This window comes from Afifella sp. H1R, assembly GCF_021462425.1.
Taxonomy (GTDB): domain Bacteria; phylum Pseudomonadota; class Alphaproteobacteria; order Rhizobiales; family Afifellaceae; genus Afifella; species Afifella aestuarii.
This window is the reverse complement of the sequence record NZ_JAKEDY010000001.1, coordinates 25456-38550: the sequence shown is the minus strand read 5'-3', so window position 1 is coordinate 38550 and position 13095 is coordinate 25456. Positions and strand designations below refer to the sequence as shown.

At 60.6% G+C, this 13095-nt stretch carries 18 protein-coding genes and 1 tRNA gene; 1 reads left to right on the top strand and 18 read right to left on the bottom strand.

What is annotated here, in order from left to right:
- Positions 1-19: 19 nt before the first annotated feature.
- Positions 20-679 (top strand): FxLYD domain-containing protein, encoded by a 660-nt coding sequence (locus tag L0F51_RS00265; RefSeq protein WP_234627417.1) that lies wholly within the window; start codon positions 20-22, stop codon positions 677-679.
- Positions 680-715: 36 nt separating this feature from the next.
- Here L0F51_RS00265 and L0F51_RS19870 read toward each other — a convergent pair whose 3' ends face one another.
- The 18 genes from L0F51_RS19870 to L0F51_RS00180 all read right to left on the bottom strand — a co-directional run bounded on the left by L0F51_RS19870 (position 716) and on the right by L0F51_RS00180 (position 12878).
- A complete protein-coding gene (locus L0F51_RS19870; RefSeq protein WP_255701259.1) occupies positions 716-844 on the bottom strand; it encodes a hypothetical protein in 129 nt (42 codons plus the stop codon).
- A 59-nt stretch (positions 845-903) separates the two neighbouring features.
- Complete coding sequence (locus L0F51_RS00260; protein WP_234627416.1) at positions 904-1332, bottom strand: phage tail assembly chaperone; 429 nt, start codon at positions 1330-1332, stop codon at positions 904-906.
- 8 nt (positions 1333-1340) lie between these two features.
- Complete coding sequence (locus tag L0F51_RS00255; protein WP_234627415.1) at positions 1341-1772, bottom strand: phage protein; 432 nt, start codon at positions 1770-1772, stop codon at positions 1341-1343.
- 11 nt (positions 1773-1783) lie between these two features.
- Positions 1784-2944, bottom strand: coding sequence for a DUF3383 family protein (locus L0F51_RS00250; RefSeq protein ID WP_234627414.1), 1161 nt, complete (start codon positions 2942-2944; stop codon positions 1784-1786).
- Positions 2945-3017: 73 nt separating this feature from the next.
- Entirely contained in the window at positions 3018-3515 is a 498-nt protein-coding gene (locus L0F51_RS00245) for a hypothetical protein (protein ID WP_234627413.1), read from the bottom strand.
- Positions 3512-3862 carry a hypothetical protein gene (locus L0F51_RS00240; RefSeq protein ID WP_234627412.1) on the bottom strand — a complete coding sequence of 117 codons (351 nt, stop codon included), beginning with the start codon at positions 3860-3862 and terminating at the stop codon, positions 3512-3514. The genes L0F51_RS00245 and L0F51_RS00240 overlap by 4 nt, the downstream gene beginning before the upstream one ends.
- Entirely contained in the window at positions 3859-4266 is a 408-nt protein-coding gene (locus tag L0F51_RS00235) for a hypothetical protein (RefSeq protein WP_234627411.1), read from the bottom strand. Before L0F51_RS00235 ends, L0F51_RS00240 begins: the two co-directional genes overlap by 4 nt.
- Before the next feature lie 32 nt (positions 4267-4298).
- Positions 4299-4556 carry a hypothetical protein gene (locus L0F51_RS00230; protein ID WP_234627410.1) on the bottom strand — a complete coding sequence of 86 codons (258 nt, stop codon included), beginning with the start codon at positions 4554-4556 and terminating at the stop codon, positions 4299-4301.
- A gap of 10 nt (positions 4557-4566) precedes the next feature.
- Complete coding sequence (locus L0F51_RS00225) at positions 4567-5097, bottom strand: DnaT-like ssDNA-binding protein (protein WP_234627409.1); 531 nt, start codon at positions 5095-5097, stop codon at positions 4567-4569.
- Positions 5094-5600: a hypothetical protein gene (locus tag L0F51_RS00220; RefSeq protein WP_234627408.1), complete on the bottom strand. Its 507-nt coding sequence runs from the start codon at positions 5598-5600 to the stop codon at positions 5094-5096. The genes L0F51_RS00225 and L0F51_RS00220 overlap by 4 nt, the downstream gene beginning before the upstream one ends.
- Positions 5601-5669: 69 nt before the next feature.
- The gene (locus tag L0F51_RS00215; RefSeq protein WP_234627407.1) at positions 5670-6113 is read right to left on the bottom strand and encodes a hypothetical protein; all 444 of its coding nucleotides are present in this window, start codon (positions 6111-6113) and stop codon (positions 5670-5672) included.
- A 26-nt stretch (positions 6114-6139) separates the two neighbouring features.
- Positions 6140-7543, bottom strand: coding sequence for a phage major capsid protein (locus L0F51_RS00210; RefSeq protein WP_234627406.1), 1404 nt, complete (start codon positions 7541-7543; stop codon positions 6140-6142).
- Positions 7544-7569: 26 nt separating this feature from the next.
- On the bottom strand, positions 7570-8256 hold the full coding sequence (locus L0F51_RS00205; protein WP_234627405.1) for an HK97 family phage prohead protease: 687 nt from the start codon (positions 8254-8256) through the stop codon (positions 7570-7572).
- A 211-nt stretch (positions 8257-8467) separates the two neighbouring features.
- Positions 8468-9256 carry a phage minor head protein gene (locus tag L0F51_RS00200; protein WP_234629281.1) on the bottom strand — a complete coding sequence of 263 codons (789 nt, stop codon included), beginning with the start codon at positions 9254-9256 and terminating at the stop codon, positions 8468-8470.
- A complete protein-coding gene (locus tag L0F51_RS00195) occupies positions 9189-10838 on the bottom strand; it encodes a phage portal protein (protein WP_234627404.1) in 1650 nt (549 codons plus the stop codon). The genes L0F51_RS00200 and L0F51_RS00195 overlap by 68 nt, the downstream gene beginning before the upstream one ends.
- Before the next feature lie 19 nt (positions 10839-10857).
- Positions 10858-12339, bottom strand: coding sequence for a phage terminase large subunit (gene terL, locus L0F51_RS00190; protein ID WP_370642277.1), 1482 nt, complete (start codon positions 12337-12339; stop codon positions 10858-10860).
- Positions 12290-12784, bottom strand: a complete 495-nt coding sequence (locus tag L0F51_RS00185) for a terminase small subunit protein (protein WP_370642276.1) — start codon at positions 12782-12784, stop codon at positions 12290-12292. The genes terL and L0F51_RS00185 overlap by 50 nt, the downstream gene beginning before the upstream one ends.
- Positions 12785-12801: 17 nt before the next feature.
- Positions 12802-12878: transfer RNA gene (locus tag L0F51_RS00180), tRNA-Met, on the bottom strand.
- Between the last annotated feature and the right edge of the window lie 217 nt (positions 12879-13095).

Here is a 13095-nt window from a genome sequence, read left to right as displayed (position 1 = left end):
GAACTGGAGGGCATCATCAATGTTTGTGAGGCTAGTTGGCCTAGTGCTTGCCGGGTCTCTTATCGTCGGCACGCATACGGCGGCGGCAGACCCTATTCTTTGCGCCCAATACCACGACGAATTTACGGCGCTGAAAGCGGCATCGCCCACGCCAAGCATCGAAAAAATTCCCGCGAAAACCGCCCACATCATGGGGTTTGTCACAGGAATTTATTTCGGCGACACAAAGCGCGATTTTGTTCTCGGAGACGAGGAAGAAATTATCGCTTATGAGAATGCTGTCCTTGAACTTTGCTCCAAGCATCCCGAGATGTTCGTGGCGCAAGCGGCCATAAAAGCTCTTAAAGTAATGCGGACTTCAAGATCCAAGGCCCGCCCAAATCAAACCCTCTCTGCGACGTCAACATTTGCCGGTTTGACGCTCGAAACTGAAGCGCTCGACAATACACCAGGCGGGTTCGTCCGGGTCGTTCTTCTCGTAAAGAACGACATGCAGGAGCCGGCAAACGTAAGCGTTCGGTGCAGTTTATACGACGATGAAGGCAATGGCGTCGGACGCGCCGGAGGCTGGATCAACAATGTCGCGCCAGGCACCCAAGCTGTGGGCGAGGCCATTGGCACCGTCGAAGGAGCTGTATCTGCGGACTGCAGGGTGGTGCGTTTCAATCACCCCTCGTGACGGTGGACATCGACTAAATCCAAAGCTTATTCGGAGCTAATCCTTCTGCCTCGACCTCTCCGCAAACATCGCCTTCAGATCGAGAGCTTCGTGCGCGTCCAGCACGTCGCACAACGTGACCCATTCCTTGAGATCGCGTTGCGTATAGATCGGCGGCTCAGACAAAATCGGACGCCAAAGGAAGAGATTGAGCGTCGGCGCAGCCCTGCGGATATCAGCTTCGGTTAACCTGCTGCCGTCGCTGGGCTGCCACTCCCCAGGGCGTCGCGAAAAAAATCGCCGAACTGCTCCCTCAAGACGAAGGCCATGACGGGGATGACGTCACCAAGGCGGCCGGAAAAGTCGCCGTCGAAATCCACAGGCTCATAATGCCCGGAGGCCCGCTCGATTTTTGCCGTTTCGGCGACATCACGCATCAGATCGGCAACCTGTGACGGCTCCATTTTCTCCAGAATACTGGAGAGAGCAGCGATCGCGCTGACGTTGGCCTCCACCTTAGCCGTCTCGCCCTTGCCGAGCCCGCCAAAGATGGCCGGTAACTTGTCGAGAGCCGGACCGGCAGCCTTGAGCAATCGCGCCTGCAACGTGATGGCCTGATAAGCCAGCATTGGCTCCACCTTGAAGGTGCGGCCGTTGATCTTCTTCTCAGCCACGTATCACCTCACGCATTCGGAACCAGGCGGTTCCAGTCACCACAGACGAGCGTCCAAACCCGAACCGAAGCGTTGCGCCCCTTCTGATCGTCCGGCGCCGTCTTGATGAATGCCGATGGCGTCGATCCGCCCTCGCCACTCGATCGGTCGTTGAAGTCGAAAGGAAACCCAGCGCCACCGGCGAGAGCCCTTTGTCTCTTCCATTTCTGGATCAGCAACCGATGCGTGGGCGAGGTGTGTTGGAGGCGAATGGTAATGGTCGCGGCGCGGCTCATATTCTGCGAAAAGATAAACGAGCCGTCGACGCCGACGATTTCCGTGCCGACATCGTCGCGCTCACTCACGACGACAGCATCGTCGCCTTCCCAAAAGCCGGAGACGGCCTGGCCATCAAGAGTGGCCGAAACAGCCTCCCATCCATAACTGGAAACCTGGGGCATCGATCAGCTCCTCAGAAGGTCATCATGTAGTTGATGGTCGTATAGTGCTGCGCCCCGCGATAGCGGAACCGAACGGAGATGTTCGGGCCGATACGGGCCTTGCGCTGCGCTGCTGTGACGTCGAAGACACTCGGCACCGTAACCGTGAAGTTTGGAGAGTAGTCCCCGTTTTCATCAAGGTCGTTGGCGATGAGCCCAGCGCGATCGGCGAGGCCCATGACGGTGCGCGCCGCACTCGCAATCATCTCCATGCCGCCGCCGTCGTAAGGCACACGGGCATTGTTCAGGAAAATGCCGAGAACCTCTTCCTCGGTCCGGGCGATGATCCAGTCGGTCGCATGGATCTCGTCGATGAAGACGTTGGGCGTGAACGTTGAGCCTTCGACGACGAAGTCTTGATCGCCGATGTCGATGTAGCAGTTGCAGCAATGCCCGCTGTCTGTGTCCTGCCCGAGCGCCGGCACAAAGCCGGTGATGGCCTGCACCTCGGCAGAACGGATATTCGACGCCGTGACACCCTGCAGCTTCTTAAACTTGGCGGTGTAAGCTGAGTTCGTGTCGTCAAAGTTGAAGGTGCCGAGTTTGGCCGCGAGGGCGAAGCCGGGGTAAAGCTCTGCCGTCTCGTGATAGAAGCCAGCAGAACGCTCCACCGTGCCCTTGTGACGAGCGGCGATGTTCGTCGTGTCGGTAGCGTCTTTCAGCTTTGCATCGTTCGACGTGAAGATGCCGATCTTGTTGTGTGCCTCCAGCCAGGCCACGACGGCGTCGAGAGCACCCTTGTCACGAAGGCCGGCTTCGACATCGAGCCAGTAAAAGTTCGGATCGGCGTCCTGGATCGCATCCAGTGCATCGGAGAGAACCGAGCCCTTCGCCACGTCGTCAGCGGCCGCGGTATAGGCGGCGGTGTCGTACCATAGGGCCTTGACCTGCAGCGGCCTCGGTTTCTGCGAAAAGGCCTGTTGTGCGGCAGCATAGAAGGCGTCGCCGTCAGCGAAGTCCGCCGCTACTTCGTCGATCGACCCGTAGACGCGAGTGAGGTTGGAGCTGTCGAGCTTACCGGCGATCGTCGTCGACGTCAGAAGACCGGCGACGCCAAAGCCCCGGCGTTGAGGATAGGCGTCGCTTCGCGTCAAAGAGACGTTGACGACGCGAGAATACGGGTTTTTCGCCACGAGCGAGTGTCCTCTCTCACGTTAAGCCCGCCGCCGGGCAAATTGCGATGGAATTCAGATGGAGGGGGCGCGGCTATGCGCGCTGAACCGTAACTGGCACTTCTTCGATGACATCGACCACGAGCCCGTCGCGGACAATGCCCCGAACTTCGATGTCCATATTCGCCCGCTTTTCCCAGGCGTTCTCGACAAGCTCTGGAACGTTGCGCACCGCACTCGCCTCAAAGATCGTCAGCGGGTACAGCTCCCCATGCGCAGTCGGCACTTTCCAGGCCGTGTCGATCTTGCGCAGCGTCGACATGGGCGCATCGCCATAAGCGAAGACGGAAAAGCGCCAGTACCAGTCACGCACCGGCGCCTGTGTGATCGTCTCGTCTTCCTCGCCCTCGCCTTCGACCGTAAATTCGTCCTCGATCGGATCGAGGTAGACCGCGCCCGATATGGTCAGATTGGTCATGCAATAGGGCTTGGCCGGGCGCGGCGCGTCGGGATGCGCGTTGATAACTGTCGCGACACCCGTGACGCTGGCGAGCCACGCGTTCAACGCGGACTGCACTTCAGCTTCAGTCAATCCGTCGCCCCCAGCGATCCCAGATACCCGACGAAGTAACCCCCGTCGGCACTCCAGTTCTCACGGTCGAGCACGCGGTAGCGCTTGCCGTCATCTTCGATGATGTCGTCTTCCGAGATCTGAGCCCGCGTCCAAATAATCAGCCGGCTTTCGGCCTGCACGCCCTCAGGCTTGTTCCTGAGTAGCGTCGCCGAAGCTGGCTGCACCGAAGCTTTGATCGGCTTCGTCGCTTCGCCACCCGGCACCCACTCGCCGTAATTGTCCGGGTCGGTGCTGTAATGGCCGCCAGTCTTGGTCACGAGCGCGACCATGCGCCCCTTGCGGTCGATGACGGAGGCGACGCTCATTCGTCGATCTTCCACGTGATGCTCTGGCGATACTCTCCGGTATCGATCAATGGATTTCTCGATTCTTTCTGCTGAACCGTGCAGGGCGCGTTCGGAGGGCTGTCGAGCGAAACGATCTCCGCCTTCATGTCATCCTGCGCTTTGATCCCGAGCTGCGACAGGATCGTGCGCATCGACGCCGATCCGTTCAGGATCATCTTTGCGCCTTTACGCATCCCAGACTGATACTTGCCGCGATTGGCGCGCATGGCATTCCGCAGCGCCGGACGTTCCGGAATGCGCGCCGTGCCGAACTCATTCCAAAACGCACGATCGAGCACGGCGCCAGGCGAGTTGCCAGCCGGCAGCCCAACCTTGACCCGAGCCGGCCCGTGCAGCCGAGAATTGATCTCACCGATATCCAACCGCTTCTTGCGGATGACCTTAGCCGTGAACATCAGGACGCGCTTCCCGCACCCTTCTCTGCCGTTGGCGCTCCCTTCTTGCGGGCGCTGCGCTTTGTAGGCTCGCTCGCGACATTGGCCTTGATCAAATCCGCGGAAATCGCGTTGGCCGCGAGCCAGGCCTTCACTGTGGGATGCGCCTTGACCACATCCCAATTCTCGACGCGCGCCGTAGCGCCCGGCCGAAGGAGCGTTCCGCCCGGCAGCGGCAACGGCGCATCATGATGGCTCGTGACATTGGCTGCGGTCATATCGAACTCCTCAGCGCCAATACCAATTGGCTGACGCGCCGATGATTTGAGACAGGATGCCATCGACCGATGCGAACGATTTCGCCCCCGCGGCGGCAACGGCATATTCGGTTTCGACCTGCCCGACCTTCTCGCGCCCAATGACGCCCTCGGATGAGGGTTCGATGACCAGACGCTCACTCAGTGCCCGCACGGCAAGCTCGGCCGTTGCACTCTTCAGCTGCGCCGGCAGGTCCGGCAGCTCGTTGCCGTCTCGATCTTTGACCGCAACCTTGTCGCCGGAATCGTCCAACTCATATCGCGGCCATTCCAGCCCCTGCGAATAAGAGGCCCGGATGCCGCGATATCGGCCACCGTAATTCGCATCCAGGAAAACCGTGGCCTCGCGCAGGGCCCCCTCCTGGTTCGCCGCGGATCCGTCGCTCCATGATGTCGCCAGCGGATCATGCGGGCGCTTGCCCCAATAGGCTGAGACCTCAGCAACGCTGGCATAGCTCTCAGCGCCGATAATGCCGGTGCCGTCCTCGACGACGAGCGTCACTCGCTCTCGAGCTCCGCTTTAACGTATTCGGCTTGGTCCGCCGGCGACATCTCGTTGAAAGTCTTAGCGTCGCTCTCTCGCATTTTTCTCAGAGGCTCGATTTCAACCCACGAGCCGTCCACGGCGAGCGAACCGATAGCGAACCAGCCGCGCCCGGTCTCCCGAGCCTCGAAATTTCTCGCATCATCGGCCACAGGAGGCTCAGGAGAGGCCTGTTGGGTGCTGCCGACATCATCGCTTTCGTCGCCTGCAGCGCTCACTGAGGAGCTTCCTTCAGCCTTGTTTTCGAACGCCGGCATGACCTGCTGTTCCTCAGCGCTCAGAACCGCTTTGTTCTCAGCCGTTGCATCGAGCGACTTGTCGCCAACGCACGAAAGGTACCCCTCACGCCGCAGCCCCGCCACGAGACGATCGGGAACATCCGGTGATGTGCCTGCCTTCGCAGACACGGTCGTGAAACCATCCCGGCTGAATGGGAAATCTTTGAGGACCTTGCAGAGCATCGTCGCGCCTCCTGGAATTTGAAGGCCGGGGCCTTAGTCCCGGCCGGCTGTCAAAACCGCGTTGGGGGATTACGCGGGATCGGGATCGTTGAGATGCGCCGACGCAATCACCTCGGCGGCCTGGGCCACAGGCTTCTGGTGAGCGTTGTAGAGCACAGCGATGATGCCATTCACGGCCGCGTTGGCCGTTCCGCGGGCAAGTGTGGCGTAGGCATACCGCTCACGCGGCTTGTGCAGATCCAGGACCAACAGCTTGTTGTCAGCGTCGGTCGCCCCGGCCGTGAACGTCACATTGTCGGCGAGCTCAGTCGGCTCCACCGTGTCTTCGGTTTCGTTCGTGAAGCCCGTCAGGGTCAGCTCTGCAGTGTCCGTCACATCGCCGAGATGGACGACGAAGGCGACGCTTTCAAAGCCCTGCGTATCGACCACGTCGGTGGTGAGCAGAGTTTGCCCGGCCGCCGCGGCGATCGCGACTGGAACGATCTTGGCGTCATGAAGCAAGTTCATGTGCATGGGAGGTTTCCTTTCCTGAGCCGCCGTTACGCCGACACGACCATGAGGGCATAAGCCTCGAAGTCGACCACATCGCCGCCGACGCGCTTGCGCGAATAGAATTCGACGAAGGGTTTCGCCGAGTAAGGATCGCGAAGCGTAGTGATGCCGAGACGATCGACGATGGTGTAAGCCCGGCGGAAGTCGCCGAAGGCGATCGGCAAAGCTCCGGCCTGCACTGCCGGCATATCGTCCGCCATGGTGACCGGGTATCCGCTGAGGACGGAGGGCATGCCGGCTTGCAGTCCGGGGCGCCACAGATACTGACCCTGCCCATCTTTCAGCAGCATCACTGCCTGCACGGTCGAGCGTTTCATGAGCCACTGCGCATTGGCGAGATATGCCGCCTTTACTTGAAACGGCATCGCCACGATGGCATCGGCCGTGATTGCTGTCGCGGCTCCGGATGCGTACTGCAGGACGGTGCCGCGCGCGCCAGACGATCCGGCCGGGTACGTCAGAATGCCACGAGGCTTCTTGACGCCGTTGCCGACGATGAACGCCGCAGCTTCGACCCGAGAGAACTTGTCGCCGACCTTAGTCGCAAGCCACTGCTCAACGTTGACCGATGCGTCCTCGAGGAACGACTGGGTCGCTTTGGGCTTGGCATAGATCTCGTGCACCGGGATGCGCTGCATGAAGACCTGTGGCGTGGATGTCTCGGAGCGAGCCTCTTCCTCACCGACCCAGCCGGCGCCGGCCTCATCGGTGTCGACCGGAACTTCCAGCGCCTCGGTACCGATCGTCTCGATCGCGGCAAGCTGACGAAGCGGCGAGGTCTCATAGACCTTGGCGATAATCCGCTGCGACGTGGCAGTCGGCACGAGATAGCCGCCATTGGGATTGGAGCCGACGGAAAGGGCTTTCGCCTCGACCTGCCGCTCGTCACTGGCGCGAAGATAGGTGCCGAACTCGGCTTCCCACGCCTTGTAGCCATCCATGTCGACGCTCTCCCGCGTCGGCCGGCTACGCCAGGCGAGGTTGCCAGAGGCCGCCGCCTTCGTCTCGAAGAAGCGAATGGCGTGCTTGACATGATCCGCTTCATCCTGACCGCCACCAACCGGTGATCGCTTCAAGACAGTTTCGACCGCTTCGGATCGGTCGTTCGCCTTCTTGATCAAGTCTTCCAGCGCCGCATGCTTCTCGGAGACCGAGGTCGTCAGCGCCTCAATCTGCGACTTGATTTCCGGACGCTCTGCTGCGTTCTTCGCGTCTTCGGCGAGCTTGCGCACGGCCTCGAGGTCGGTGCGCATGGATTCATTGAGCTGCTTGAAGTCGTCGCCGAACGACTTCACCTCACGGCGGACTTCATCCACCACGGAATTACGATTACCGCCGCCCTCGTCCTTGCGCTCCAGGGCGAAGGACTGACGACCATAGTGCTTGGTCATGATCTTTTCCTTGATGTCAGGTTGGGTCAGGCCGCCGCGATAGAGCTGCGAAGCCCGCGAATGGCCTCCAAAAGACCAGTTTCGTCACCCGTTCCGGCATCCCGCTCGCGCTGGAGTGACTTGTAGCCAGAGGCAACAATTGCCTTGGCTTGACGCGCGCTGAACCCGGCATCCCGCACAAGCCAGCGCTCGAATTCTCGTTCAGTCGGAAGCTGATCGCCCTTGACCAGCGAGACAGTCGCTCCCTCATGCATCGGGAACGTCACCGCCGAAATCTCTCGAAGGTCGACCTCGATCAATCGCCGCACGTCGTCCTCGCGATCCCACTGATCGACGATGGTGCGAAACCCGATCGAAAGACCGTCCAGGGCTTTTTCGCGCATCAGCTCGTAGGCTTCACGCCCGCGCTGGATACCGAGAAACAGCCTACCTTTGCAGTAGAGCCCCTTCGCGTCTTCACGGATTTCCAGCCACTTCCCGATGATGTCGCGTGTGTCGTGCTGAAACAGCATCTTGATACCCGCGGCACCACGTTTGCCGATCGACGCGGAAAACGCACCCGGCATGACGATATCGCCGCCATGATCAACCGTATTGAAAATCGACCCGTAACCCTCGAATTCCCCCTCCTCGGAGAGGAGCTTCATTTCGAGCTCGACCGGGGCACTCATATGGCCCTCGAAGCGACTTTCCTTCCGCTCGAAGCCGATCATAGGCTTGCACCTCTTCGATGGTGTAAGGTCGGGCCGATGACCCGAGACATGTTTATCGCTGCAATGCGCGCTCAGGGCGCGTCGGCAGCCGACGCAGAGTTTCTTGCCGATCTTGCCGAAGAGGCTGGCCTCCTGGCGAAACCCATCTCGACAGAGGACATTGCCGCCATGTTCACGGACAATCTCCCCATGAAAGAGGCTCTCGCCCGGCCTAGTCCTCAAACAGATCGAGAATAGCTTCCGCGGTGCAGCGGCATTGAACGTCTTCACCGGGATGACCGGTATCCGTCGGCGGTTTTGCCCAGGCGTAGACCCTGCCCTCTTTCTCGCGGTGCGTCTGACGCACTCTCTCATCGCGCGAAGTGCGCCAACGGTACTGAGTGACACCTGCCTGCACTTGCCGAATGCGGTTGAGGTCGGAATTCCATTTCGACGTCTGATCCCGGGCGATCAATCTCGCCCGGCTCTGCAGCACTCCGAACTCATCCGTCATGGTCTTCGCCAGTTGGCGGTGTCCGCCACCGGCAAGCACCGATCGGCTAACTGCGCTCTCAACCCGCTTCACCGTTTCGTCCGACAGAGATTTGATCAAAGCGGCGTTGCGGCGAAGAGCAACAGCCAATTCGTCCTCAAGCCCATCCTGAGCAAGAACTGCAGTCAGGTCGATACCGAGAGCCGATCGGACACGTTCCGCAAAGACGCGGGTATGCCGATCCCTCTCGGTTGACAGCACGCGATCCACTGTCTCTTCCGCAATTCGTGACAGACGAAACTGCAGGGCCTCCCTGAGTATATTCAGTGCCCATTCCATTTGTCCGACCGACTTGCCCTGCATCTGAGCCGCAGCACTCGCCGCAGCTGGCAGAACCTCGGCACGGACGATTGCTGCCGCCGCCCTGATCATGGCGTAAAGCGCCTTGCGATAGGTCTCCTCAGCCGCTCGGCGATGCTCGATCTTGCGGAGGACGATCTGACGCTTCCGGGTCTTTTCCCTCGCCATCGCCGCCAAATCGTATCGCGTCTTCATCCGCTGCGTCCGCTAAGGCCTTCTCAAAATCTGGCAAGACGCGATCACCCGCCAAGACAAGCTCAATCCCGCGCCCGAGGGCTTCACCGCTCACCTCGCCGGTCATGGCCGCGGCTTGAGCGATGTTGATGCGCTTGGCCGGCACCTCCAGCTGCTTGGCGATGCCGCGGGCGGTTGAGATCATGTCCTCGTCGGTCACGGATGCATCCAAGAGCCCCATCGCGACGAGATATCGCCGCAGCGGCTGAACCGTCGATGCGCCCTGGTCGTATGCGCTGAGCAGCGCCGTGATAACCGCGGCATCCGGAGCCCCTTCGAACGTCTCATCGAGCTCATCGTATTGCAGTGCCGCCCGCGCCTCGCTTCGTGTCAGTAGTCCGTCTTTGTACAGATCCCGCACCGAGTTGCGCTTACTCTCTCTGCGCGACTCCAGCGCCGGCACCTCGTCCAAATCGGGCGCAATCCGGAGATCGTCCCCGAACTGCGGCACGAGCCACTCGTTAAGATGATCGGTGGACTTGTCCAGGAGCGGCAAAACCGTCTCCTCGTAGAGCGCAAGCTTCGCCTCGCGGACGTTGTTGTACGTCGATTGCCCCTCAACGATCAGGATCGGGGGGACGCCGAATGCCAGGCAAATGTCTCGCGCCGCATCCAGCTTGCCCTCGTTGAAATCCATATCCTTCGGAGCAAGCCCCATCGGCTCCCATCGGATATCTCCACCAAGCACCATCGGCCGACCCGCATTGACCGCCCCTTGGTGGCGACTTTCAAGCCGATCCTCAGCGGCTTTGATGACGTCCTGCGGCGCATATTGAGGGGCCACCCCCTGACCAACCGACACCGGCTTGAACACCAGCGCCCCGCTGGGACTCGCTCCGTTTTGGAGCAGCGCCACGTTATGGGCGCCCGCAGCATTATGGCGATCGATTGAATAAGCCGCAGCTTCCAACGGCGACATGCCATACCAGTCGTTGAGCGGATTAAATTCCTTCATATGCAGGATAGGCGACTTCCCAGTCACCGCATCAACATCCCAACGGATACGACGGCCATTGGCCTCATACTCATATCCAGCCGGTAAGCCGCTTCGCCCCGCAATGATCTTCATGCGGTCCGGGCGGAGCGTCCACAGCTCGCGCGGAGGTCTCTGATCCGGCCCGACAGCCTCCAGAAAACCATTCCCGCTCAAGAGCAGGTAGGCGAAGAACGCCTCAAACAGCGAATGCCCGCCAATACCCGGCGCCGGCTTCGCGAGCAGACGCAGCAGGTCGTGTTCTTCGACTTCCTGGTCGCCGCGATAGAGCAACCACGGCACGGTTGCCGCGGCTGTCGCAATCATGCGCACGCAGCGATAGGCCACTGCGTTGCGAGCATACCCCTCCTCCGCCAGAGCATCGAAGCGGCGATCGGTCCAAACCGGCTGACCAATCGTAACAGCGGAAATCGCTTCGCCCGCGGCGGAGCCTTTTAGCTCAAGCCGCGGCTCCTGACGTGTAGCTAGTGCTGGTGCCGAATCGTCACGGCCGAACCATCTCAGCGGATTGAGCGATGCCATAAATGCTCAGCCTCTCCGCTCAGTTTCCCACGTACCATTCGAAAGCCGATGGTCTCATGATCAGCCGCGCAAACGCTCCGGCACTCGCATCGACCTGATCTTTGAATGAGCCGCCCGGGAAGAGGCACAGCTCATCGATATAGCCTTGGTTCCAAGTCCCGGCCACGAGATAGACGTTGCCAGCTTCGCACTGGACGGAGAATGGCTCCGCACGAGTCTCCTTGTTGCCACCTTCGCGCTCAGCATGCACGGAGAAGCCGGCCAGCATCGCGATCATGTCGCTCTTCTGGACCTTGCCAGCCTGTCCCGGATCTTGTGGAAGGCTGATCTCGACATCGAAGCCATCACTCTCAGCAGTGGCCCTTATCAGCCGCCGGACGACTGGACCTTCCTCTTGCTCAAGAACGACGTGACCAACAACAAAGCGTCCGTCGGGAGTCTTCCCAAGCTTCACGCCAGCCGTTCGCGCAGCGTTCACTTTATTGGTGGCCGCCAGATCCCAATGGCGCACCCAAACCGTTCCCTGTGGAGCGGCCTGGATGATTTTCCCCTCGAACCACTGCCGCTTGAACATGCCGCCTTCGCGCGGCATCGGGCGCTGCTGGTATTGTCCGGCCCAAGCGTATGAGCCCATGTCGCGCTTGAGCCTTTCGACTTCCGCACGCGGCACGCGGACCGGATCCATGAGCTCCCCATCGGTGCGACGAGGATCGGACCAGCCGATAGACGTTCGGCAATGCCGCTCCGGCTCAAACTCCATCGGGATCATGAGCCGCTCGTAATCCATGCCATAGCGTTCGATCACGCCGGAAACATCATCGCTGTGCAGGCGCTGCATGATGACCACAATCGCCGACCGCTGCTGATCGTTCAGTCGGTTCTGCGCACCCTCGCGAAACTTCCTGGTCGTGCGCTCTCGCTCCGCAGGCGATTCCGCCGTCTCCGTCGAATGCGGATCGTCGATCACGAGCCTATCGGCGCGCTGAGATGTCAGAGAGCCGAAAGCAACGCCCTCGCGGGTGCCCGTCGCCGAGTTGGCAAAGCTGGTCTCGCCAGTCCTGACGAGGTCCACCTCAGGCCAGAGTTGCCGGTACCAATCCGACAGGATGAGATCGCGGGTCTTTCGCGTGTCCCGCTTCACCGGCCCGTCATTGAAGCTCGTCGTCAAATGGCGGAGCGAGGCGAGCCCCATCGGCCCCCACTCCCACGCCTGCCAAAAAACCGACGTCAGCAGAGACTTCGACGAACCCGGTGAGATGTTGATCAGGAGGCGATTGAGCTGCCCTCCTGTGATCGCCTCCAAGTGCTCACAGATTGCATCGATATGCCAATTTCCAACGAAGGCAGCGTTCGGCTCAAGGACAGACCAAGCCTCCCCAACAAAGCCGCGCAGAGACCTGCAGCGTGCGCGGATACGCTCAGCATCGCGCGCAAGGCGCTCCCGCTCCCGGTCAGCTTGCCTCCGAGCCTCTTCCTGCCGAATCAGGCGCATCATCGTCATTGGCGCCACCTGCAAGCGGGCCAAAGACGGCTTTGAGGGCTGCGAGCTGCTCATCCGAAAGGTTCGTCAGGTCTACCGTCGAGATCGGGTCCATGTTGCGATCACCGCCGATCGCAAGCTTGTCGCCATATTTTTTCGGCTTGCGCTTGCCCGCAGACCATTTCAGCGCATCGATCGCGACCCGACCAGCATTGGGCTCGACCTCACCACGCAACACACGCTCCGCAATGTCGCCGATGGCATCAGCATCGGCGTCGGCCTGCTCCGATCTTGCTCGCGCGTATTGCTGCCGGAAGGCATCGTTCACCTGGAGCCACCGCATTACGGTGCGCTCAGGTGGCATTTCCTCGTCACGGCAGATGCTTTTGAGGGATTGCCCGCAAGCGATACGTTCGCAGATCTCGTTTCCGATCTCCGGTGTGAACGAAGATGGACGTCCCGTCATGATCTCATCCGACGCGTTGGTTGCTGGGAGAGGATTTGAACCTCTGACCTTCAGGTTATGAGCCTGACGAGCTACCGGACTGCTCCACCCAGCTATTTTTTGGACCGGCACACCTTCGATGCGCGACACTCAGACCGACGCGATTTTCCGCGCGCGGCTCTTTACTTCTGAGTTTGTTGATATGCCCCAGCCGTATCTCTCTGAGCTTGAACTCGGCTTGTCGGGTCCGGCTTGGCGCCGGCCCTCCAAGCGGTCGGCAGCGAGTGCCGGCGTTGGAGAGGATGCAAGGGGGGCTGAACGCGCGCACGTTG

What these genes read in the sequence shown, in the direction of transcription:
- terL (WP_370642277.1), bottom strand. Translation starts at nt 12,339, where the DNA reads ATGACGATGATGCGCCTGATTCGGCAGGAAGAGGCTCGGAGGCAAGCT.
- L0F51_RS00240 (WP_234627412.1), bottom strand. Translation starts at nt 3,862, where the DNA reads ATGAGCGTCGCCTCCGTCATCGACCGCAAGGGGCGCATGGTCGCGCTC.
- L0F51_RS00230 (WP_234627410.1), bottom strand. Translation starts at nt 4,556, where the DNA reads ATGACCGCAGCCAATGTCACGAGCCATCATGATGCGCCGTTGCCGCTG.
- L0F51_RS00205 (WP_234627405.1), bottom strand. Translation starts at nt 8,256, where the DNA reads ATGATCGGCTTCGAGCGGAAGGAAAGTCGCTTCGAGGGCCATATGAGT.
- L0F51_RS00215 (WP_234627407.1), bottom strand. Translation starts at nt 6,113, where the DNA reads ATGCACATGAACTTGCTTCATGACGCCAAGATCGTTCCAGTCGCGATC.
- L0F51_RS00195 (WP_234627404.1), bottom strand. Translation starts at nt 10,838, where the DNA reads ATGGCATCGCTCAATCCGCTGAGATGGTTCGGCCGTGACGATTCGGCA.
- L0F51_RS00200 (WP_234629281.1), bottom strand. Translation starts at nt 9,256, where the DNA reads ATGGCGAGGGAAAAGACCCGGAAGCGTCAGATCGTCCTCCGCAAGATC.
- L0F51_RS00220 (WP_234627408.1), bottom strand. Translation starts at nt 5,600, where the DNA reads ATGCTCTGCAAGGTCCTCAAAGATTTCCCATTCAGCCGGGATGGTTTC.
- L0F51_RS00255 (WP_234627415.1), bottom strand. Translation starts at nt 1,772, where the DNA reads ATGCCCCAGGTTTCCAGTTATGGATGGGAGGCTGTTTCGGCCACTCTT.
- L0F51_RS00185 (WP_370642276.1), bottom strand. Translation starts at nt 12,784, where the DNA reads ATGACGGGACGTCCATCTTCGTTCACACCGGAGATCGGAAACGAGATC.
- L0F51_RS00265 (WP_234627417.1), top strand. Translation starts at nt 20, where the DNA reads ATGTTTGTGAGGCTAGTTGGCCTAGTGCTTGCCGGGTCTCTTATCGTC.
- L0F51_RS00210 (WP_234627406.1), bottom strand. Translation starts at nt 7,543, where the DNA reads ATGACCAAGCACTATGGTCGTCAGTCCTTCGCCCTGGAGCGCAAGGAC.